The organism is Rathayibacter sp. AY2B9, from assembly GCF_002931595.1.
GTDB lineage: Bacteria > Actinomycetota > Actinomycetes > Actinomycetales > Microbacteriaceae > Rathayibacter.
On record NZ_PSUB01000004.1, the window covers coordinates 73,251 to 92,482 of the forward strand.

A 19,232-nucleotide genomic window follows, 5' to 3' on the forward strand; every position below is an offset into this window, starting at 1 on the left:
CCTCCAGGGGGTTGCGCGCGGGGCCCGGGATCCCCAGCGCCCGTCCCTCCGCCGTCCTCTCCTCCCTCTCCGCGAGATGCCGTGCGGGTACGCGGCACACCGCAGGAGGCGCACCGCAGCGGCATCTCGTGGAGAGGAGACGGGCACGGCACAGGCTCAGCCGCGGACGTAGGATCGACTCCATGCCGCAGATACGGATCAGGGACGCCGCCGCCGCGCTCGGCGTGAGCGACGACACGCTGCGGCGCTGGATCGAGAACGGGACTCTCGAGAGCGCGAAGGACGCGTCCGGGAGACGCGTCGTCGACGGCCTCGAGGTCGCCCGGCTCGCCCGCGCGAACGCCGTGCTGCCGGAGGATCCGTCCCCGGTCGCGCGCTCGGCCCGCAACCGCTTCGTCGGGATCGTCACCGGCATCGTGATGGACACCGTGATGGCGCAGGTCGAGCTGCAGTGCGGTCCGCACCGCGTGGTCTCGCTGATGAGCAGCGAAGCGGTCCGCGAGCTCGGGCTCGAGCCCGGGTCTCCCGCGGTGGCGGTGGTCAAGGCGACCACGGTCATCGTCGAGACGCCGCTCGCCCGCGGCTGATGCGCACCGGGTCCGGCCTGCCGCGCTGGGTCGTGGCCGTCGCCGCGCTCGGCGCCCTGCTGGTGCTGCTCCCGCTCGCCGCGATCCTCGCCCGCGTCGACTGGCCGCAGTTCCTGCCGCTGATCACCTCCGACTCCTCCGTCGCCGCGCTCCTGCTGAGCCTGCGCACCTCCGCCGTCGCGACCCTGCTGTGCCTGCTGCTCGGCACCCCGATGGCCCTCGTGCTCGCCCGCACGGCCTTCCCCGGCCAGCGCCTGCTCCGCTCGCTGGTGCTGCTGCCGCTGGTGCTCCCGCCGGTGGTCGGCGGGCTCGCGCTGCTCTTCACCTTCGGGCGGATGGGCCTGCTCGGCGGCGCGCTGGAGGCCCTCGGCGTCCGCATCGCGTTCTCGACCACCGCCGTCGTGATCGCGCAGACCTTCGTGGCCCTGCCGTTCCTGGTGCTGACGCTCGAGGGCGCGCTGCGCAGCGCCGGCGCGCGGTACGAGTCGGTCGCCGCGACGCTCGGCGCGTCCCCCGGGACGGTGCTCCGGCGGATCACGCTGCCGCTGATCCTGCCGGGCCTCGCCTCGGGCGCGATCCTCTCGTTCGCGCGGGCGCTCGGCGAGTTCGGGGCGACGCTGACCTTCGCCGGCAGCCTCGAGGGCACGACGCGCACCCTCCCGCTCGAGATCTACCTGCAGCGCGAGAGCGATCCGGACGCGGCGGTCGCCCTCGCGCTGGTGCTCGTGGTGGTCGCGGTGCTCGTGATCGGTCTCGCGCACGGCCGCTCCGCCCGGGGGGTGCCGCGGTGAGCCTGCTGCTGGAGGCGCGGCTCGCGGCGCGCGGGGTCGACGTGCGGATCGACGTGGCCGAGGGCGAGACGATCGCGCTGCTCGGGCCCAACGGCGCGGGCAAGTCGACCGTGCTCGAGCTGATCGCCGGCCTCGTCCGCGCCGACTCCGGGCGGGCGACCGCCGGCGGCGCGCTGCTCTTCGACGACCGCCGGTGGACTCCTCCGCACCGGCGCCCCGTCGCCCTGCTGGCGCAGGATCCGCTGCTGTTCCCGCACCTCAGCGTGCGCGAGAACGCGGCGTTCGGTCCGCGCAGCGCCGGCGCCGGACGGGCGCGGTCGCGCGAGCGAGCCGAGCGCGAGCTGGCCGCCGCGGGCGTGGCCGACCTGGCCGACCGGCGCCCGGGGAGCCTCTCCGGCGGCCAGGCGCAGCGGGTCGCCCTCGCCCGAGCCCTCGCGACCGACCCGCGCCTCCTGCTGCTCGACGAGCCGCTCGCCGCGGTCGACGCCCGGACCGCCCCCGTCCTCCGCCGGATGCTCCGCGAGGTGCTCGCCGACCGCTCGGCGATCGTGGTCACCCACGACGTGCTCGACGCCTGGACCCTCGCCGACCGGGTGCTGGTGCTGCACAGCGGCCGGGTGGTCGAGGAGGGGCCGACCGCCCGCGTCCTCACCCGCCCGCGCACCGCGTTCACCGCCGAGCTCGCCGGGCTCGAGCTGCTCGAGGGCGTCCGCACCGGGACGGGTCTGCGCACCGCCGACGGGCACGAGCTGTCCGGAGTCGCGGCCGAGCCGGTCGCGGTCGGCGCCGCGGTGCTCGCCGCGGTCCGTCCCTCCGCCGTCTCCGTCGGAGAGGGAGGCCTCCGCGCCGTGATCACCGATGTGGAGCAGCGGGGAGACGCGGTGCGGGTGCGCAGCGCGCTCCTGACCGCCGACGTCCCGGCGGCCGACGCGGCGCGCCTCGACCTCGCGCCTGGACGCGAGGCAGGCTTCACCGTCGCTCCGGAGGATCTGCTGGTCTACCCGGCGTGAGGGGCGGGCACGAGGAGACGGCTCGCCATCCGGCGTGAATCCGCCCCTCGGACCGCCCTGTGCTCGACGCGAGGGACCGCGGGAGCGCCCGTCCCGTTACTCCGCCGCGCCGCCGTCCGCGTCGGACAGCGGGAGCCGCGCCCTCAGCCGCGCCCCCGCCAGCACGGGCGAGTCCGAGAGCTCCAACGAGCCCCCGTAGACCGCGAGCTGCCGCTCCAGCCGCGCCAGGCCCGAGCGCGTCGACCCCTCGACGAGTCCGCGGCCGTCGTCGTCGAGGGTGAGCACCACGACGCCCGCCTCCTCGTCGCCGCGCACCCGCAGCGAGGAGGCGCCGCCGTGCTTCAGCGCGTTGGTGACCGCCTCCTCCAGGAACCGGACCAGGAGCATCCGCTGGTCGAGCGGCGGCTCGGCACCCTCGGCGGCGAGCGCCGGGATGCGGCCGAGGTCGAGGTCGACGGCGATCTCGGGAGGGAGGCGCGCGACGAGGTCGCGGACGGCGGGGACCAGGCCGTGGTCGATCTCGACCGGGTAGAGGGCGTGGCCGACCGCGCGCACCTCGTCCTCGCGGAGCCGGTCGAGCCGGGCGGCGATGGCGAGCAGCCGCTCCGAGGCCGCCTCGTCGGATGTGCTCGCGACCGCGTGCAGCTCGGCGGTCAGCACCACGAGTCCGTTCTGGAGGCCGCCGTGCAGGCTCTGCGCGACGTCGCGCCGCACCCGCAGCTCCTCCCGCTGCAGGGCCTGCACCGCCTCGAGCGCCTGCACGGAGGCGCGGGCGTGCTCCCGCTCCTTCTCGCGAACCCGCCGCGCCGCGCGCACGAGCAGGTAGCCGTAGGCCGTGATCAGCGCGATCACCGTGGATCCGACGACCAGCTCGACCGCGAGAGCGGGGAGGGCCGAGAGCGGGTAGACGCCGGTCAGCACCTGGAGGCAGCAGCGGACGAGTCCCATCCCCACGGCGATGACCGCCGTCCGGGCCACCCGGCCGCCGCCGGTCGAGCGCTCGGGACGCAGCACCGCGACCAGGGCGATCGCGAGCCCGATCGTCGACACGTTGACCAGGACGCGCGTCGTCACGTCGAGCAGCGGCCCCGGATCGACGCCCCGCAGCGTCCGCGACAGCATCCCGAGCGCGAAGACGGCCTGGAGCGCGGCCAGCAGCGAGAGGACGCCGCCGAGGAGGGCCATCGCTCCGAGGACGATGCGGTTGTCCTCGCGCGTATCGCTCGGGCCGGCGCTCATCCGGTGTGCTCGAGGAAGAGGAGCGTCGCGTCGACCCGCGGGTTGCGCTCGCCGTCCGACCGCACGCCGAGGCCCGCGTAGACGGCGTTGACGTGGTTGTCGACCGAGCGGACCGCGATGCCGAGGCGCTCGCCGATCGCGGCGTTGGTCAGCCCCGATGCGAGACCCGAGAGCACCTCGTACTGGCGCGGGCTCAGCGCGGCGACCGGGGAGTCGCGGCGGGCCGCGCGGGCGGCGACCAGCGCCGGATCGAGCACGGTGCGGCCGTCCGCCGTCGCGCGGACGGAGGCGAGCAGCGCGGGGGCGGTGAGGGAGGAGGTCTTCGAGAGGTAGCTCCAGCCGCGGGCCTCGGCGCGGTCGAGGCGGAGGAAGCGGTGCATCGCGTCGACGGCCGAGAGCAGGACGATGCCCAGCCCCGGCGCGGTGGACCGCAGTCGGCGCCCGAGCTCGATGCCGTCCCCGTCGCCGAGCTCGATGTCGAGGATCGCCACGTCGAGCTCCGCGGGCCGCAGCACCGACCGCGCCTCCGTGGCGGATCCGGCCTCCACGACGCTCCGCACGCCCGGCACCGCGCGCAGCAGCGACGACAGCATGTGCCGGTAGAGGGGCTGGTCGTCGACGACGGCCAGCCTGAGCTCCGGAACGCCCCCCACGGATGTCATCCGCCCATCTTCACCCATGCTCCGGAGGTCGAGGCGTCCCTCGACCGGGGGTCACCGCGCGAGGATCCGCGTCGGCTCGCGGGCGGCGGCGGGCGCTTGCCCCGTGAGCGGGGGGATCAGGAGTGACGGGGCGGGGTCGATGAGGCGGGTGCGGAGGGGCGTGGGGTGGGCACCGGGAAGGGCGGTGAGGAGCGGAGCCACGTGCCGCTCCGGAGCGCCCACCGCGCCGCTCAAGACAGCCGGACGCCCGTCAGGGCGAGGCCCGCGGCGGCCGCCGCGACGGCGAGCGCCGCCGTGCCGACGCCGTACCCCAGGCCGGCCGCCCAGCGCCGGCCGAGCAAGAGCCGCGCGGTCTCGACGCTCGCCGTGCTGAACGTCGTGAATCCGCCGAGCACGCCCGTCCCGAGCACGGCCCGCCACACCGGGTCGAGGACGCCAGCCAGCACGAGCCCGGTGACGACTCCGAGCAGCAGCGACCCGCTCACGTTGATCAGCGCGGTGCCGACCGGCCAGCGCGCCGGCACGAGCGACCGCGCGACCCCGTCGACGACGAGCCGTGCGGCCGCTCCGACTCCGCCCGCGAGAGCGACCGCGAGCAGTAGGCCGGGCGTCACGCCGCCGCCCTCCGCCGCCCCGCGACAGCGATGCCCAGCGCCGCGGCGAGCACGCCCAGCACGAGCGTGCCGCCGGTGTAGAGCAGGTACTCCACGACGTGGCCGCCCTCGAGCAGCGCGACCGTGTCGAGCGAGAAGGTGCTGTAGGTCGTGAATCCGCCCAGCACGCCGGAGCCGAGCAGGAGGCGCAGGGTGCGGCGCCCGCCCTCATCCGGCCCGCGCCGCGCCAGCGCCTCGAGCAGGAGGCCCAGGAGGAACGCGCCCGGCAGGTTCACGGCGAGCGTCGCGACCGGCACGACGCCCAGCGGGGGCAGTGCGGCGCCGATCGCGGCGCGCGCAGCCGTGCCGACGGCTCCACCCGCCGCGACGAGGAGGATCGCGGAGGGGCGCAGGTGGAGGGGTCGCGTCACTCCGCGAGGTCCCAGGGCGCCGGGCGCGACGGGTCGCGGTCGGCGCGCGGGACGACGAGCACGGGGCGGTGCTGGCGGTGCGCGAGGTGGGCGGCGACGCTCCCGCTGAGGAACTCGGCGATGCTCGCGAGCACGCCCGCGTCGCGGGTGCCGACCACGATCATCCGCGCGTCGACCTCCTCGGCGACCTCGGCGAGCGCCAGGGCGGGCTCGCCCCGTGCCGCGCGCAGCGACCACTGCACGGTGCTGCCGTCCAGCTCGTGCTCGACCGTCTCGCGGAGCCCGGGCGGGAGGGACGGGCCCTCGCCGCGGTCGGCCGCGGCGCCGACGAAGCCGAGCGGGATGCCGCCGGTCATCGGATCGACGTACTCGCCGACGAGGTACGGATCGGCCGAGACCGACACGAGCAGCAGGGCGGCTCCGGCGTCGGCGGCGACGCGGGCGGCGGTGCGCAGGACCTCGGGTCGCTGGCCGTCGACGATGCCGACGAGGACGGGCCCGGTGGGGGTGGGTGCGGTCATGAGGAGCTCCTTCCCGGTTGCGCCCCATCCTGGCACCGCACGGGCGCGAGCGGTCGGAGCATCCGTGCCGGATCCGTCGTGATCGTTCCGTTATGCGCGGGCCTCGGGCTAGAGTGGCTCGTCGCCGGATCCCCACCGGCCCCCGACCCCCCGTCACCACCGTCATCCGAGGAGAACGCACGCGTGTCGAAGCCAGGCATTCCCACCCCTGAGGAGAGTGCCGGCACCCCGACCACTGCACCCCCGACCCGGCGCGAGGCCCGCGAGGCCGAGCGCCGTGCGGCCCGGGCCGAGACGGAGACGGGCGCGGCGACCGCCGGTGCCGCGGTCGAGGGCAGCGGATCGGACGACTCCGCCGCTTCCGCAGGCGCTGACGACTCCGCGGACTTCATCGTCGACGCCGCATCGGCCGTGGCGCCCGCTCCGACCGTGTCGGTCGAGGTCCCCGCCGTCGCCTCCCCCGCCTCCCGGTCGATCCCGGCCTCTCCGCGTCGCGCGTCCGCCTCCCGCCCCGTCGCTCCCCGCGTCGCCGAATCCGCCCGGGCCCGTGGCCTCAGCCGCCGCGCCCTGGCCTTCGGCACCTTCTCGGTGGTCGGCGGCCTCTTCGCCACGGCCGCGATCCCCGCGTACGGCGCCCGCAGCTCCTCCGCCACCGCGACCGGCCGCGCCGCCGCGAACCGGGTCGGCCTCCAGAACCTCACCGTCTCCTCCGACGCCGCCGGCCAGACCGCCGTCCGCGACGCCTTCGCCGCACCGACCCAGGCGCAGCTCGACGAGGCCAGCCGCCAGGCGGCCGTGCTCTCCGGATCCAACGGCGGCGAGTTCTCGACCGTGCAGACCCGCGCGGTCGGCGACGACTACCCGTGGCCCTACCAGACCATCGACGACGACGGCGGCGGACTCTCGCCGCTCGGCTACTACTACCGTGAGTGCGTCGACTTCGTGGCCTGGCGCCTCAACCGCGACGCCGGCCGCACCTCCGCGCCGTGGAAGTACACCTGGGGCAACATCACTCCGCTCGGCGGCAGCGCCTACGAGTGGCCGGACAACTGGGCCGCGAAGGGCTGGGCGACCAGCAGCGTCCCCATCGTCGGCTGCGTCGCGTGGTGGACCTACAACCACGTCTCGTACGTGCAGAAGGTCAACGACGACGGCACGGTGCTCCTCGAGGAGTACAACTACGGCGGCAAGCACAGCTACGTGACCCGCACCTTCCCCACCGCCCAGGTCCCGCTCTTCCTGTACCCGCCGGTCCTGTAGGGGGCCTGTCCCCGTCGCGCGTCGGCGGGCGGTGCGTCGCGATCCGTCCCCAGCGCACGCCGACGGGCGAGGGGGTGCGATCCCGCGTCAGGCGAGCTCGGCGAGGAGGATCGCGAAGGCGGGCGTCGTCGGATCGACGAGCGCCATGTGGTCGGCGTCGGCGAGCTCGTGCAGCTGCACGGCGGGGTGCCGGTCGGCGTATCGGCGGCTGTAGGCGACAGGGACGTCCTCATCGAGTACGCCGTGGATCAGCGTGATCGGCTGCGGCGGCGCGGGCAGCTGCGCGGGGTCGGCGCCCGGGAGCAGCGCGAGGTCGCCGCCGAGGAGCTCCCCCACGGCGTCGTCGCTGAGGCGGTCGGCGGAGGCGGCGGCCAGGTCGAGCACGCCCGCCAGTGCCACCACAGCGGCGACGTGCGGCGACGGACGGGCGGCCTGCGACCAGACGGCGAGGTGGCCGCCGGCGGAGTGGCCGACGAGGGCGACCGGTCCGGCGCCGGGCAGCAGTGCCGGGAGCGCCGCGAGCACGGCCAGGACGTCGTCGCCGGTGCCCGGCCAGCCGCCTCCCGGGTCGCCCGTGCGCCGGTACTCGGGGAGGAGCACGTCGTGCCCGCGGTCGGCCAGTGCCGCCGCGAGCGGCCGGGCGTGCCGCCGGTCCCACCGCGCCCGCCAGAACCCGCCGTGCACGAGCACGACCGGCCGGCGCGCCTCGCCGGGCGCCCCGCGGAAGACGTCCGCGATCTGCTCCGGAGCCTCCCCGTACCGGCGCACCTCTTCCGGCTCGCGCCCCTCCGACTGCTGCATCCCCCCAGTACCTCCCCGCGAGACGCCACGTCGGTGCGCCCGGCACGGCGTGTCGCGTACCGGAGCGGCATCTCGCGGAGAGGGAGGGGAGGGCGCGGGAGCTCGCGTCAGGACTCGAACCAGCCCCGGGGGTGGTGGTCGGCCGTGAGGGGCGTGCGCGGCCGGGTCGGGCGGGCCCAGCGGACGGCGTTCGCCAGCACGCGCCGGATGTCCGGGTGGTGGTAGACGGGGTAGTCCTGGTCGCCGGGCGAGAAGTAGAAGACCTTCCCGAGGCCGCGGGTGTAGGTCACGCCGGAGCGGAACACCTCGCCGCCGGTGAACGTCGACAGGAACACCGTCTCCTCCGGCACCGGGATGTCGAAGTACTCGCCGTACATCTCCTGCTCGGGGATGATCAGCGGGCTGGGCACGCCCTCGGCGATCGGATGCGTGGGCGCGATCGTCCAGACCAGCTCGCGGTCGCGGTCGTTGCGCCACTTCAGCGAGCAGGTCGTGCCCATGAGCGCCTTGAAGATCGACGAGTAGTGGCCCGAGTGCAGGACCAGGATCCCCATCCCCTCCTGCACGTGCCGCAGGACCCGCTGGACGACCTCCTCCGACACCTCCTCGTGCGCGATGTGCCCCCACCACAGCAGCACGTCCGTCGTCGCGAGCGCCTCCTCGGTGAGCCCGTGCTCGGGCTCGGGCAGCGTCGCGGTGCGCACCGAGACGGCGTCGCCGAGCGACTCCGCGAGCCCGTCCGCGATGACGCGGTGGATGCCGTCCGGGTAGTGGCGCAGCACGGTCTCGTCGCCGCGGGTCTCGTGGCGGAACTCGTTCCAGACGAGGACCTCGATCGGGGCGCTCATGCGACCGCCACCTCCTGCTTCTCGGCGGCGGAGCGGTAGATCGCGTCGACCACCCGGCTGCGGTGCAGCGCGTACTCGCCGTAGTGGCCGGAGTAGCGGGGGCCGCCCGCGGGCGCGTCGGCTCCCGAGGCGATGGCCTCCAGGAACTCGGCGATGACCGAGCGGTGGTGCCCGGCGGGGACCTTCACGTCGGGGTGCGAGACGGTCGGCGCTCCGGCGACCTCGGAGTAGAGCGTCAGAGTCCCCTCCGTGGCGTAGTCGGCGATGTGGAGGCGCGCCCCCGGCCGAGCCGAGCAGCTCGACCTCGATGTCCTCGTCGACCTTCGAGTAGCTGGCCCAGGAGGCGTCGAGCTGGAGCGAGCGGCCGTTGTCGAGGCGCAGCAGGGCGCTCGAGAAGTCCTCCACCTCGAACGCGTGCGTGCCGGTGGCGGCGACGCCGTGCGGGCGCCCTCCGCGGCCGGAGCGGCCGATCTCGCCGTACGCGACCGCCGAGACGCTGGTCACGCGCGGCTCGTCGAGCAGGTGCAGCGCGATGTCCAGCACGTGGGAGCCGAGGTCGATCAGCGGGCCGCCGCCGGCGAGCTCCTTGCTGGTGAACCAGGAGCCGATGCCGGGGATGCCGGTGCGCCGCTGCCAGCTCGCGCGGGCGTGGTAGACGTCGCCCAGCGGCGCGTCGTCGAGGTAGTCGCGGAGGAAGGCGACGTCGGCGCGGCGGCGGTGGTTGTACGCGATCTCGAGCACCCGGTCGTTCGTGCGGGCGGCCTCGACCATCTCGGCCGCCAGCTCGGCGGTGGTGGCAAGCGGCTTCTCGCAGAAGACGTGCTTGCCGCTCGCGAGCGAGGCCACGGCGATCGGGTGGTGCAGGTGGTTCGGGACTCCGATGGAGACGACGTCGAGGTCGTCGCGGGCGACGAGGTCCTCCCAGTCGGCGTAGAGGTCGGGGACGCCGCGGGTCGCGCCGAGTTCGTGCAGGCGCGCCTCCTCCTGGCCGGCGAGCGCGACGACGCGGGTGCCGGGCAGGGACTGGAAGGCATCGAGGTGGGTGGTGCCGGCGAAGCCGAGGCCGACGACCCCCACGCGCAGCTCAGTGGTGTTCTCTGTCATGCGCTGAGCCTACTCGAATCGATTCGAGCACTCCACGGGCGGTGCGGCTTTCCGGAGCATTGGGCAGGCCGGGCGTCAGGCCGCGAGGCGCGCCTCGAGCGCGGCGAGCGACGCGCGCAGGGCCGGCGCCTCGAGGGCGTCGCCGTCGACGGCGGCGTGCACGGCGGCGAACGCCTGGACCTGGCGGTGCAGCTCGACGCGGGTCCCGCCGCGGGCGACGACCGCGAGCCGCTCGGCGAGGCGCACGCCGGCGCGGACGACGAGCGGCTGCTCCATCGCGTACGAGCGCAGGGCGAGGAACACGTCGGCCAGCAGCTCGCCCGCTCGGGGCCACGGGACGACCAGGCGGACGACTCCGTCGGCGTCGGAGTAGCGGCCGCGCGCCTCCGGCCGGCCGCAGAGGTCGACGAGCGCGCTGGTCAGGGCCTCGACGGCGCCGACCGCGGTGTACGGGTCGTTGGTGCCGGTCGCGAGCCCGCGGACTCCGATCTCGACCACCTGCTGGACGGCGTAGCGGAGGTCCTGGTGCGGGGTGCGGGCGTCGGCGACGACGACCGCGGCGACCGCCTCCTCCTGGGCGACGGACCCCTCCAGGACCTCGAGCACCGGGTCGCCGACGAGGACGTGGTCGCCGGGCAGCGCGAGCACCCGGAGCCGCGCGTCGCCGCGGCGGGCCAGGGCGACCAGCCGCTCGACCTCGAGCTGCTCGACGTAGCCGCCCCGCACCGCCCGCAGGACGACCGGCTCGCGCCCCGCCGGCGGCAGGGCCTCCTCCGCGTCCGTCGGCTCCTCCCCGCTCTCCGGGTGCAGCCGCTCGATGACGTCGACGAGCTCGCCGAGCACCCGCTGCTGCAGCGTCGTCACCTGCACCGACAGCGCGATGTGGTGGATGAAGTAGACGAGCACCGCGACGTCGCCCACCGCGAGCAGCACCGAGAACGAGACGGCCACCACCGGCACGAACGTCAGCGACGCGTCCTCCTCCGTGTGCACCGCGCGCAGCACGATCAGCGAGTACAGGAACGTGGAGGTGAGTACCGCCAGGACGACCTGGTTGCCGCGGTCGGCCATGAAGTTGCGGACCAGCCGGGGCCCGTAGGCGGAGGACGTGGTCGCCAGCACCGAGATCGTGATCGAGAACGAGGTCGCGGCGACGCCCAGCATCGTCCCGCCGATCGCCGAGAGGATCGCCCGGCCGCCGGTCGGCGACAGGTCCTCGATCAGGGGGATGTCGCTGACGCCGGCGCGGACCAGCAGGTGGTCGACCTCGACCAGCCCCAGCGCCAGCCCGACGGCGAGGACGCCGAACAGGGCGGGGAGGAACCAGAAGGATTCGCGGAGGTGGAGGAGCCGGGAGCGCATCCTCGAAGGCTAGAGCGGCGCCTCCTCGCGGGCTGCGCCGCCGCGGAGGCTTGCGCGCCGGGCCGGGACGTGCCGCGGTGCCTGCCGCGGAGGCGTCGTCGCGTCGAGGGCCGTCCGCACCGCGGGAGCGTCCTCGCGACGGACGCCGGACGCACCGGAGGCGCCGACCCACAGGGATCGGCGCCTCCGCCGGGCGTCAGGTGACGTTGATGAGCGTGCGCTGCCAGCCGGAGGATCCGTCGGGCGCGACCGGCGCGCGGTCCTCGATCTGGACCATGCCGTTCTTGTCGACCGCGCGGACCGCGACGTAGTGCGAGCCGGGCTGGGCGTCCCAGTCGACGAACCACTGCACCCAGGTGTCGAGGTTGACCGGGGTCGAGAGCGTCGCCTCCTGCCAGTCGCCGTTGTCGATGCTCACCTCGACCTTCTCGATGCCGATGCTCTGCGCCCAGGCCACGCCCGCGATCTTGAGAGCGCCCGAGGTGACGGGGACGCCGATCCGCGGGGTGTCGATCCGCGAGGACATCTTGATGGGGGCCTCGGCGGAGTAGCCGCGCGGGGTCCAGTAGGCCTGGTCGGCCTCGAAGGTGGTGACCTTGAGCTCGGTGAGCCACTTGGTGGCCGAGACGTAGCCGTAGAGGCCGGGCACGATCATCCGCACCGGGAAGCCGTGCTCGAACGGGAGGGGCTCGCCGTTCATGCCGACGGCGAGGATCGCGTCGAGGTTCTCGTCCGTGACCGCGGTGATCGGGGTGGACGCCGTGTAGCCGTCGCTGCTGGTCGAGAGGAGCATGTCGGCTCCGCTCTGCACGCCGGCCATCTTCAGCACGTCGCGCAGGGGGACGCCGAGCCACTTGGCGTTGCCGACGAGGTTGCCGCCGACCTGGTTCGAGACGCAGGTGAGGGTGATGCCGTACTCGTCGAGGCCCATGTCGAAGATCTGCTGGAGGTTGAGCGTCACCTCGCGGTCGACCATGCCGGTGATCTTCAGCGACCAGGCCGACGGGTCCAGGTTGGGCACGGTGAGGGCGGTGTCGACGCGGTAGAAGTCGGCGTTCGGCGTGTAGAGCGGCGTGATGCCCTCGATGTCGAGCTCGGCGCCCGCGGGGACCGAGACGGTGCTGCGCGGGGACGGCAGGCGCAGGGCGTCGCGGACGCCGGCGAGGGAGGAGGTCGCCGCGTTGACCAGGCGGGCGCCGGTGCCGACGACGGCCGCGCCGACGGCGGAGATCAGCGCGATGCGGAAGAAGCCGCGGCGTTCGAGGGCGCCCGGACGGGCCTCGGAGGATGTTCCCCTGGCTTCCGAGGCCCGGGCCGCACGCCAGCCGCGCAGGCGCGTGAAGAGGAGGTGCATGACGACGACGGCGACGACGAGTCCGACCAGCGTGGGCACCGCGGCGAGCGGCGACGCTCCGGTGCGGGTCACGATGGCGGCGATCGAGAGGCCGCCGGCGATCACGAGCAGCACCTGGCCGAGCGGCGGGCGGACCAGCTGGAGCACTCCGGCGATCGCGGCGGCGACGACGACCGCGGCGCCCACGCTGCCGAGCAGGAAGGTCTTGTCGTTCTCGCCGAACGTCTCGATCGCGAACTCCTTGAGCGGGCGCGGGACGATGTCGACGATGAAGGCGCCGAGCGCGAGCACGGGGCTCGCGGTGCGGGCGACCGCGAGGGCGATGAGCTCGGCGACGGCGAGGAGGACTCCGCCCGTGACGATGCCCGCGAGGGCGGCGAGCAGGAAGTAGAGAGCTCGATGCTCGCGCACGGGTGCCGCTGTCTGGTTCATGGAGGAGAGTTTTCTCCCGCGACCTGCTGTTTCCCAGGGTGTCCCTGGTTTGGTCGTGTAGGCGCCTTTTTCATAACGAACAGGTAACGCACAGCGGCGGCATCTCGACGGGATCACCTCTCGCTCGGCCCGCCGCCGGGCCTCACCGCCCGCGACGCCCCCGCCGGAGGACCGCCGCGTTCGCGATGACGATGAGGGCGATCCCGATCCATCCGGCCGCGCCGACGTCCTGCCCGAGCACGACCGCGCCGATGAGGGCGGCCAGGACGGGGTTGGCGCTCATGAGCGTCCCGAACACGCTCGCCGGGAGCCTCCGGAGCGCGATCACGTCGGCCACGAACGGGACGGCCGTCGCCAGGACGCCGGCGCCGACCGCCAGGAGCACGGTGCCCGCGTCGGGGCGCGTCGAGACGAGCGTCCAGACGGCGACGGGCAGGAAGACGGCGGCGGAGATCCCGGTCGCCGTGGCGGTCCCCAGCGCTCCGGGCAGCCGGAGTCCGATGATCCGGTTGAGCAGGATGTACGCGGCCCAGCAGCACGCGGCCGCGAGACCGAGCGCGATCCCCAGCTGGTCGGACGAGGGCCTCGGCCCGGCGATCGCGAGGACGCCCGCTCCGGCGACGAGGGCGCAGAGCGCGCTGGTCCTGCTCCGGGAGCCGAGGAGCGCGACCGCCAGCGGCCCGCAGAACTCCAGGGTCACCGCCAGCCCCAGCCCGATGCGGTCGATGGCCGCGTAGAGCGTGAGGTTCATCGCTCCGAACACCACGGCGAGGAGCAGGACGGGCCACCACTGCGCGCGGGTCAGGTCGCGGATCCGCGGCCGCACGACCGGGAGGAGGATCAGCGCGGCGACGATCTGCCGGACGGCGACCACTCCGACGGATCCCAGGACCGGGAAGGCCAGAGTCCCGGAGGCCGCTCCGAGCTGATTCGAGAGGGCGCTCGCGAGGGCGGTCGCGACGCCGACGGTCCGTCCGTCGCCGGGGAGCTGCTTCGTCATGCCGGAAGTCTGCGAGCCGTCCGGCCCCGGCTCACAATGCATCACCGGTCCGATCGATGCGGGAACCGCATGAATAGGATGCGGTCATGGATCTGGAACTGCGCCACCTCCGGTCGTTCGTCGGCGTCGTGGACGCCGGGACCTTCACCGACGCGGGGATCGACCTCGGCATCTCCCAGACGGCGGTCTCCCGCAACGTCGCGGCGCTCGAGTCCGTCCTCGGACGAAGGCTCCTCCACCGGACGACCCGCAGCGTCGAGCTCGCGCCGGCGGGCGAGCGGGTGCTGCGGCACGCCCGCCGCGTCCTGGCCGTCGTCGACGATCTGCGCGAGGAGGCGGCGGCCGGAACGGACACGATCCGGATCGGCTACGCCTGGTCGGCTCTCGGCGAGCACACCCAGGAGTTCCAGCGCCGCTGGGCCGCGGCGCTCCCCCGCCACGAGCTGCGGCTGATCCGCTCCAACACCCCCACCGCGGGGCTCGCGGAGGGCCTCAGCGACCTCGCGATCCTCCGGCGCGGATCTCCGGCTGCGGACGTCGAGTCGGCTCTGATCGGCACCGAGAAGCGCTACTGCGCCCTGTCCGTCGACGACCCGCTCGCCGCGAAGCGCACGGTCACCCTCGCCCAGGTGGCGACCGCTCCGCTCGCGCTCGACGACCGGACCGGGAGCACCCGGCTCGACCTCTGGCCCGAGCACGACCGGCCGCGGATCACCGTCCCGACGACCGACGTCGACGACTGGCTCACGGTGATCAGCAGCGGCACCGCCCGCGGAGTGACCGCGGAGTCGACGGTGAGCCAGTACCGGCGGCAGGGCCTCGCCTACCGGGTCGTCCGCGACGCTCCGCCGGTCCCCGTGCACGCCGCGTGGATCCGGAGCGACCCGCCGCCCCTCCTGGGCGACGTCATCGGGCTGCTCCAGGGCCTCTACCGCACCTCCGACTGACGACGACGGCCGCCGGGGGCGATCCCCGGCGGCCGTCGTCGTCACGTCACTTGCAGGTGAGAGCGGAGTACGCGGCCTGCTTCGTGGTGGTCACCGATGCTCCGTCCACGGTCGCCGTCGCGGTCACCGTCGCCGAGCCCGCGGCCACCGAGGCGGCGCGGGTGGTGAAGGCGTGCGAGGCGCTCGACCCGGGAGCGATCCCGGTGAACGCCTTCGAGCCCCAGGCGGAGCCGAGGGTGATCCCCGCCGGGACCTTCGCGTCGTTCCGAGCGGTGACCGTCACCACGACCTTGCCCGCCACGCAGCGGCTGGTGGCCGCCACGGTCGTCGGTACCGTCGCCGCGGAGGCGCGGACGATGGAGAGGCGGTAGGTCGCTGTCGTCGTGTGGTCCTGCGCCGACGACTCGACGACCACGCTCGTCGTGCCCGACGCCGCGAGCGGCACCGTGCGGCGGAGGGTGTCGTCGATCAGCACGCCGTCGACCTTCACCAGACCGCTGGGCACGGCCGGGTCCAGGTCGAGCGAGACGCTCGTCGTGCCGGCCGGCACCGTGAGCGTGTGGTCCCTGACCCCGGCGGCGAGAGCCGGCGAGAGCGTCCCGACGTCGGAGGAGAGCTTCGTCAGCTCCGGGTCCGCAGCGTAGGTGGTCGACTCGGTCGTGTAGACCCCGAAGACACCGCCGACGTAGCTGGATCCGGTGCCCTGGAAGCGCACCGTGACGACGGGGATCTTCTGCCCCTTCGCGTCGAGCACGTACTTCCCGCTCTGGTCGCGCTTGTAGCTGTCCTTCGCGGCGAGACCGCTGAGGATCGACGCCGGGATCCGGTCGTACTGGACGTACCAGCTCGTCGCTCCGGCCGCTCCCGAGACCACCTCGGTCTTGAGCTTCACGTCGTTGAGGTAGACGTCGAAGGTGCGTCCCGCGTCGCCGCCGTAGTAGCGGACCCCGAGGTAGTTCGCCGGCAGAGCCGGGTCGACGATCATGTCGTACTGGAAGTACGCCTCCGCCGAGCGCTCGCCGTCGCGGTACCCCTCGCCGCGCCAGGTCCCCACCGAGGACCGCGCGGTCTTGTAGTTCTTATCGGCCTCGCTGTTGTTGTTGTCGAAGGAGGTGAGGGAGTCGATCGTCGTCTCGTCGACGCGCAGCTGCTCCTTCTGCGTCCGGATCAGCTCCTGGGCCGCGGCCGAGTCGGGCTCGATCAGGGTCATGTAGGTCGCGTAGCGGGCGTTGTAGAGGCTGTAGTACGGAGTGAACACCCGGGCGGCGGACGCGGCGTCGACGTTCTTCATGCCGAAGCGCATCGTCGTGCGGCCGTTGCCGTCCGCGCCGTCGGGCAGGCGGACCAGGTTGCCGCGGACCGCGGACTTCCAGGCCGCGGAGTCCGCGACGACGACGTTCGAGTTCACGGACTTGTCGGCCGTGCCCATGCGCACCAGGACGCCGGCGACGTAGGACGCCTCGACGTTCGAGCGGTTGAGCTCGGTCGCCAGCAGCACCGGTCCGTAGCGGAACGCGGTCCAGTCGGGGTTCTCCGTGTCCGCGACCGCGCTGACCGCGGCGGGCAGCTTCCAGGTCAGCACGTCACCGGCGGCGACGGCGACCGAGACGTATCCGGCCTGGGCCGTGACGGCACGGACGGCACCGTTCACGGTGAGCGTCGGCGCTCCGTCGATCCAGGACGGCACGCGCAGCTTGAGGGTCGTGTCCGCGGCCACGGCTCCTCCGGCCAGCGCTTCGACCCTCAGGGTCGCCGTGTCCGTGCTCGGGATGTCCGCCGTCTGGGTCAGCCGGAGGTTGTTCGCGGAGGAGCGGAGGACCGAGGAGCGGAACTGGTTCACGAAGACGGTCTTCGGCTTCTCGAAGTAGATCGAGTCGCCGAGCTTGGTGAAGCTCTCGATACCCGAGCCGTGGTCGCACCAGAACTCGTCGAGCTCGTGCCCGAAGACCTTGGCGTAGCCCGCGGTCTGCGGCTGGAAGTAGGTCACCATGCCGGTGTCCGGGTTCTGCACCGAGAGGACGCCGTTGATGAACGTCTCCTCGTAGAAGTCGGCGTACTTCACGTCCTCGGTCACCTGGAACAGCGCCCGGGTGAGCTTGAGCATGTTGTAGATGTTGCAGCCCTCGGAGGTCGAGTTCTCGCCGTAGCCGGTGGTCTGGCCGTTCGTGGCGTACTCGTACAGGGTGCCGGGTGCGTGGAAGTGCTCGGACTGGCTGTTGCCGCCGTTGGCGTAGGTGTGGGTCTCGTCGACCATGCGCCAGAAGTTCTCGGCGGCACGGCGGTACATGTCGAGGTCCGACTTCTCGGCGTCGGTCAGCGTCGCGTAGAGCGCCGGGTCGTCGGTGAAGACGCGGTAGCGCTTCAGCGCGCCGATCAGCTTCGGGATCGTGGTGTTCGCGTGCAGCCCGTTGAGGACGTCCTCGTTGTCCGCCAGCTTGCGGAACAGCGCCGTCTCGTCGAAGTACTCCGCCGCGCGCTTGTGCGCCGGGTCGTGCGTGGTCTCGTAGAGGCGGTAGAGCGCCTCGTTCATCCCGCCGTACTCGGTGTTGAGGAGCTGACCGGGGTTCGCCTGACGGCCCGCCCAGGCGGTGATCCAGCTGCCGAAGCCGCCGGCGACGGTGAGCGCCTTCTGCGAGACGGCGTCGGGCGCCTGGTCGTGGGCGTCGAGGAGGCCTGCGAGCACCTTGTGCAGGTTGTAGAAGGGGACGAGCAGGCCGTCGCCGCCCGAGGGGAGGTAGCGGGTCGGGAACGGCGAGACGTAGCCGGCGTTCGCGGGGTCCTTCAGCGCGTAGGCGTCCTGGACCTTCTTCAGACCGTCGACGGAAGCGGTGAGCTTCGCGAGCAGAGCCGCCTTGGTGGCCGCGTCCTCCTCGGTCGCGTAGGCCTGCGAGAGCGCCGAGAGGTAGTGGCCGAAGAAGTGGCCCTGGAACCGGGTGCCGTTCTCGCGCTCCCAGCCCCCGTATCCGCCGCTGGTGGTCGGCGTGAGCCCGGCCTCGCGGTAGAAGGAGTAGAGGAACATCTCGGGGTCGAGGCTCAGCAGGTACTCGACGGTCTGCTGCTCCCCGTTCTCGAGGTAGGGGTCCTGCACGGAGACGTCGGACAGGCCGGCCTCCAGAAGGTAGTTCGACGTCTTCACTCCCCGGGGCTGCACCTGGAGAGTGTAGGTCTTCGTGACCGCGGTGCTGCCCCCGTAGGTGGCGGAGCCGGTGAGGACGACCTGCGTCGCGGAGCCGGTGGGCGGCGTGACCGCGGCCGTGCCTCCGCTGATCGCGACGGTCGCCGGGTCGGAGGAGGTCCAGCTGAGGGCGGACCCCTTCGCGCCGACGGTGGGCAGGGTGAAGCCGGTGCTGGTGCTCGCGGGCGGGGCGACCAGCTCGAGGTCGGCCCGGGCGATGCTCGCGGGGTCGAAGGAGGGGTTGCCGGCCTTCGTCAGGGCGACGACGTCGGTGGTGGTCGCGACGCCGTTGTAGAGCGCGTAGTCGTCGAGCAGGCCGCGCAGGTGCGCGCCGTTGTACTGGGGGCCGTTGAAGCCGAGGGTCTTCGTCGAGGTGCTCTCGGAGCCGAGGACGCCGGATGCGGAGGAGGACGGCGCGGTCTTGACGACGGCGGTCTGCTTCACCCCGTTGCGGTAGAAGGCGACGGCCTTGGTGCTCTTGTCGTATGTGGCGACCACGTGCGTCCACTCCCCCGCGGGGAAGAAGCCGGAGCGGGCGGTCTCGACGGCGACCTTGTACGGCTGACCGCCGGACGGGCCGATCGAGAGGGCGAGCGGAGTGCCGTCGCCCTCGGAGGTGAGGTACCAGCCGTCGGAGTTGTAGGCGGTCTTGTTCCAGGTGAAGACCTGCTCACCGGTCATCGCGCTGGTCGGCTTGTACCAGAACGAGACGGTGAGGTCGGCGGGCTGCAGCGCCGCCGCAGTGCCGAGCGAGATCGCGTTCGATCCGGTGAACTCGAACGCCCGGCCGTTCAGGCCGGTGCCGTAGGAGGCGGTGCCCTTCTGCATCCCGAGGGCGGTACCACGACCGCTGGTGTCGGCGAGCGACCCGTCGAACGGGAGCTCGAGCACCTTCGCGGCGTCGAGCGAGGTGGTGGGGGCGGCCTGGGCCGTGGGGCCGACCGACAGGAGACCCGCCGTCAGCGCCATCACCGCCACGGTGGCCAGGGGGAGTCGTCGTCTCATTCGTGAGGCCTCTCGTCGTTGAGAAATCCGGCCCAGGGGGGCGGGCCGCCTTGAATGTTACCGTTAACAATAGTTTTCGGCGAGGTTTCGGTGAGAGGACTGACAGGGTC

At 73.5% G+C, this 19,232-nt stretch carries 16 protein-coding genes and 1 pseudogene; 5 read left to right on the forward strand and 12 right to left on the reverse strand.

Features of this window, described 5'->3' with window-relative positions; genetic code table 11:
* Nucleotides 1-182: 182 nt before the first annotated feature.
* From C5C25_RS05620 to C5C25_RS05630, 3 genes are read left to right on the forward strand one after another with little or no spacing between them, the layout of a single operon-like run.
* Nucleotides 183-587 (forward strand): molybdopterin-binding protein, encoded by a 405-nt coding sequence (locus tag C5C25_RS05620; protein ID WP_104222447.1) that lies wholly within the window; start codon nucleotides 183-185, stop codon nucleotides 585-587.
* Complete coding sequence (locus C5C25_RS05625; RefSeq protein WP_104222446.1) at nucleotides 587-1,378, forward strand: ABC transporter permease; 792 nt, start codon at nucleotides 587-589, stop codon at nucleotides 1,376-1,378. Before C5C25_RS05620 ends, C5C25_RS05625 begins: the two co-directional genes overlap by 1 nt.
* Nucleotides 1,375-2,388 carry a sulfate/molybdate ABC transporter ATP-binding protein gene (locus tag C5C25_RS05630; RefSeq protein WP_104249993.1) on the forward strand — a complete coding sequence of 338 codons (1,014 nt, stop codon included), beginning with the start codon at nucleotides 1,375-1,377 and terminating at the stop codon, nucleotides 2,386-2,388. The genes C5C25_RS05625 and C5C25_RS05630 overlap by 4 nt, the downstream gene beginning before the upstream one ends.
* 96 nt (nucleotides 2,389-2,484) lie before the next feature.
* Here the strand turns inward: C5C25_RS05630 and C5C25_RS05635 are convergent, their stop codons facing one another.
* The 5 genes from C5C25_RS05635 to C5C25_RS05655 form a co-directional block, all read right to left on the reverse strand.
* Nucleotides 2,485-3,627, reverse strand: coding sequence for a sensor histidine kinase (locus C5C25_RS05635; RefSeq protein ID WP_104249994.1), 1,143 nt, complete (start codon nucleotides 3,625-3,627; stop codon nucleotides 2,485-2,487).
* Nucleotides 3,624-4,289 (reverse strand): response regulator transcription factor, encoded by a 666-nt coding sequence (locus C5C25_RS05640; protein WP_104249995.1) that lies wholly within the window; start codon nucleotides 4,287-4,289, stop codon nucleotides 3,624-3,626. The genes C5C25_RS05635 and C5C25_RS05640 overlap by 4 nt, the downstream gene beginning before the upstream one ends.
* A 230-nt stretch (nucleotides 4,290-4,519) precedes the next feature.
* Nucleotides 4,520-4,903, reverse strand: coding sequence for a CrcB family protein (locus tag C5C25_RS05645; RefSeq protein ID WP_104249996.1), 384 nt, complete (start codon nucleotides 4,901-4,903; stop codon nucleotides 4,520-4,522).
* The gene (locus C5C25_RS05650) at nucleotides 4,900-5,313 is read right to left on the reverse strand and encodes a CrcB family protein (protein WP_104249997.1); all 414 of its coding nucleotides are present in this window, start codon (nucleotides 5,311-5,313) and stop codon (nucleotides 4,900-4,902) included. The genes C5C25_RS05645 and C5C25_RS05650 overlap by 4 nt, the downstream gene beginning before the upstream one ends.
* Nucleotides 5,310-5,834, reverse strand: coding sequence for a universal stress protein (locus C5C25_RS05655; protein WP_104239244.1), 525 nt, complete (start codon nucleotides 5,832-5,834; stop codon nucleotides 5,310-5,312). Before C5C25_RS05655 ends, C5C25_RS05650 begins: the two co-directional genes overlap by 4 nt.
* Before the next feature lie 183 nt (nucleotides 5,835-6,017).
* Here C5C25_RS05655 and C5C25_RS05660 point away from each other — a divergent pair, with 183 nt between their 5' ends.
* Nucleotides 6,018-7,094: a CHAP domain-containing protein gene (locus C5C25_RS05660; protein ID WP_104249998.1), complete on the forward strand. Its 1,077-nt coding sequence runs from the start codon at nucleotides 6,018-6,020 to the stop codon at nucleotides 7,092-7,094.
* Between the two features lie 87 nt (nucleotides 7,095-7,181).
* Here the strand turns inward: C5C25_RS05660 and C5C25_RS05665 are convergent, their stop codons facing one another.
* The 6 genes and pseudogenes from C5C25_RS05665 to C5C25_RS05685 form a co-directional block, all read right to left on the reverse strand.
* Nucleotides 7,182-7,895: an alpha/beta hydrolase gene (locus C5C25_RS05665; protein ID WP_104249999.1), complete on the reverse strand. Its 714-nt coding sequence runs from the start codon at nucleotides 7,893-7,895 to the stop codon at nucleotides 7,182-7,184.
* A 107-nt stretch (nucleotides 7,896-8,002) separates the two neighbouring features.
* Complete coding sequence (locus C5C25_RS16805; RefSeq protein WP_181133641.1) at nucleotides 8,003-8,743, reverse strand: ThuA domain-containing protein; 741 nt, start codon at nucleotides 8,741-8,743, stop codon at nucleotides 8,003-8,005.
* Between the two features lie 336 nt (nucleotides 8,744-9,079).
* Nucleotides 9,080-9,847: pseudogene (locus C5C25_RS16810) on the reverse strand (Gfo/Idh/MocA family protein); the annotation flags it as partial.
* 75 nt (nucleotides 9,848-9,922) lie between these two features.
* A complete protein-coding gene (locus C5C25_RS05675; protein ID WP_104250001.1) occupies nucleotides 9,923-11,209 on the reverse strand; it encodes a DUF2254 domain-containing protein in 1,287 nt (428 codons plus the stop codon).
* Nucleotides 11,210-11,405: 196 nt separating this feature from the next.
* Nucleotides 11,406-12,995 carry a molybdopterin-dependent oxidoreductase gene (locus C5C25_RS05680; protein WP_104226578.1) on the reverse strand — a complete coding sequence of 530 codons (1,590 nt, stop codon included), beginning with the start codon at nucleotides 12,993-12,995 and terminating at the stop codon, nucleotides 11,406-11,408.
* A gap of 142 nt (nucleotides 12,996-13,137) precedes the next feature.
* Nucleotides 13,138-13,995, reverse strand: coding sequence for a DMT family transporter (locus C5C25_RS05685; RefSeq protein WP_104250002.1), 858 nt, complete (start codon nucleotides 13,993-13,995; stop codon nucleotides 13,138-13,140).
* An 86-nt stretch (nucleotides 13,996-14,081) separates the two neighbouring features.
* Between C5C25_RS05685 and C5C25_RS05690 the strand changes: the two genes are divergently transcribed.
* Nucleotides 14,082-14,942 carry a LysR family transcriptional regulator gene (locus tag C5C25_RS05690; protein WP_104250003.1) on the forward strand — a complete coding sequence of 287 codons (861 nt, stop codon included), beginning with the start codon at nucleotides 14,082-14,084 and terminating at the stop codon, nucleotides 14,940-14,942.
* Nucleotides 14,943-14,988: 46 nt separating this feature from the next.
* Here the strand turns inward: C5C25_RS05690 and C5C25_RS05695 are convergent, their stop codons facing one another.
* Nucleotides 14,989-19,122 (reverse strand): beta-L-arabinofuranosidase domain-containing protein, encoded by a 4,134-nt coding sequence (locus C5C25_RS05695; RefSeq protein ID WP_104250004.1) that lies wholly within the window; start codon nucleotides 19,120-19,122, stop codon nucleotides 14,989-14,991.
* Between the last annotated feature and the right edge of the window lie 110 nt (nucleotides 19,123-19,232).

Excerpts from the sequence above, each read along its gene's own strand:
- C5C25_RS05690 (WP_104250003.1), top strand. The coding sequence starts at position 14,082 with ATGGATCTGGAACTGCGCCACCTCCGGTCGTTCGTCGGCGTCGTGGAC.
- C5C25_RS05640 (WP_104249995.1), bottom strand. The coding sequence starts at position 4,289 with ATGACATCCGTGGGGGGCGTTCCGGAGCTCAGGCTGGCCGTCGTCGAC.
- C5C25_RS05695 (WP_104250004.1), bottom strand. The coding sequence starts at position 19,122 with ATGAGACGACGACTCCCCCTGGCCACCGTGGCGGTGATGGCGCTGACG.
- C5C25_RS05685 (WP_104250002.1), bottom strand. The coding sequence starts at position 13,995 with ATGACGAAGCAGCTCCCCGGCGACGGACGGACCGTCGGCGTCGCGACC.
- C5C25_RS05635 (WP_104249994.1), bottom strand. The coding sequence starts at position 3,627 with ATGAGCGCCGGCCCGAGCGATACGCGCGAGGACAACCGCATCGTCCTC.
- C5C25_RS05655 (WP_104239244.1), bottom strand. The coding sequence starts at position 5,834 with ATGACCGCACCCACCCCCACCGGGCCCGTCCTCGTCGGCATCGTCGAC.
- C5C25_RS05665 (WP_104249999.1), bottom strand. The coding sequence starts at position 7,895 with ATGCAGCAGTCGGAGGGGCGCGAGCCGGAAGAGGTGCGCCGGTACGGG.
- C5C25_RS05620 (WP_104222447.1), top strand. The coding sequence starts at position 183 with ATGCCGCAGATACGGATCAGGGACGCCGCCGCCGCGCTCGGCGTGAGC.
- C5C25_RS05680 (WP_104226578.1), bottom strand. The coding sequence starts at position 12,995 with ATGAACCAGACAGCGGCACCCGTGCGCGAGCATCGAGCTCTCTACTTC.
- C5C25_RS16805 (WP_181133641.1), bottom strand. The coding sequence starts at position 8,743 with ATGAGCGCCCCGATCGAGGTCCTCGTCTGGAACGAGTTCCGCCACGAG.
- C5C25_RS05625 (WP_104222446.1), top strand. The coding sequence starts at position 587 with ATGCGCACCGGGTCCGGCCTGCCGCGCTGGGTCGTGGCCGTCGCCGCG.
- C5C25_RS05675 (WP_104250001.1), bottom strand. The coding sequence starts at position 11,209 with ATGCGCTCCCGGCTCCTCCACCTCCGCGAATCCTTCTGGTTCCTCCCC.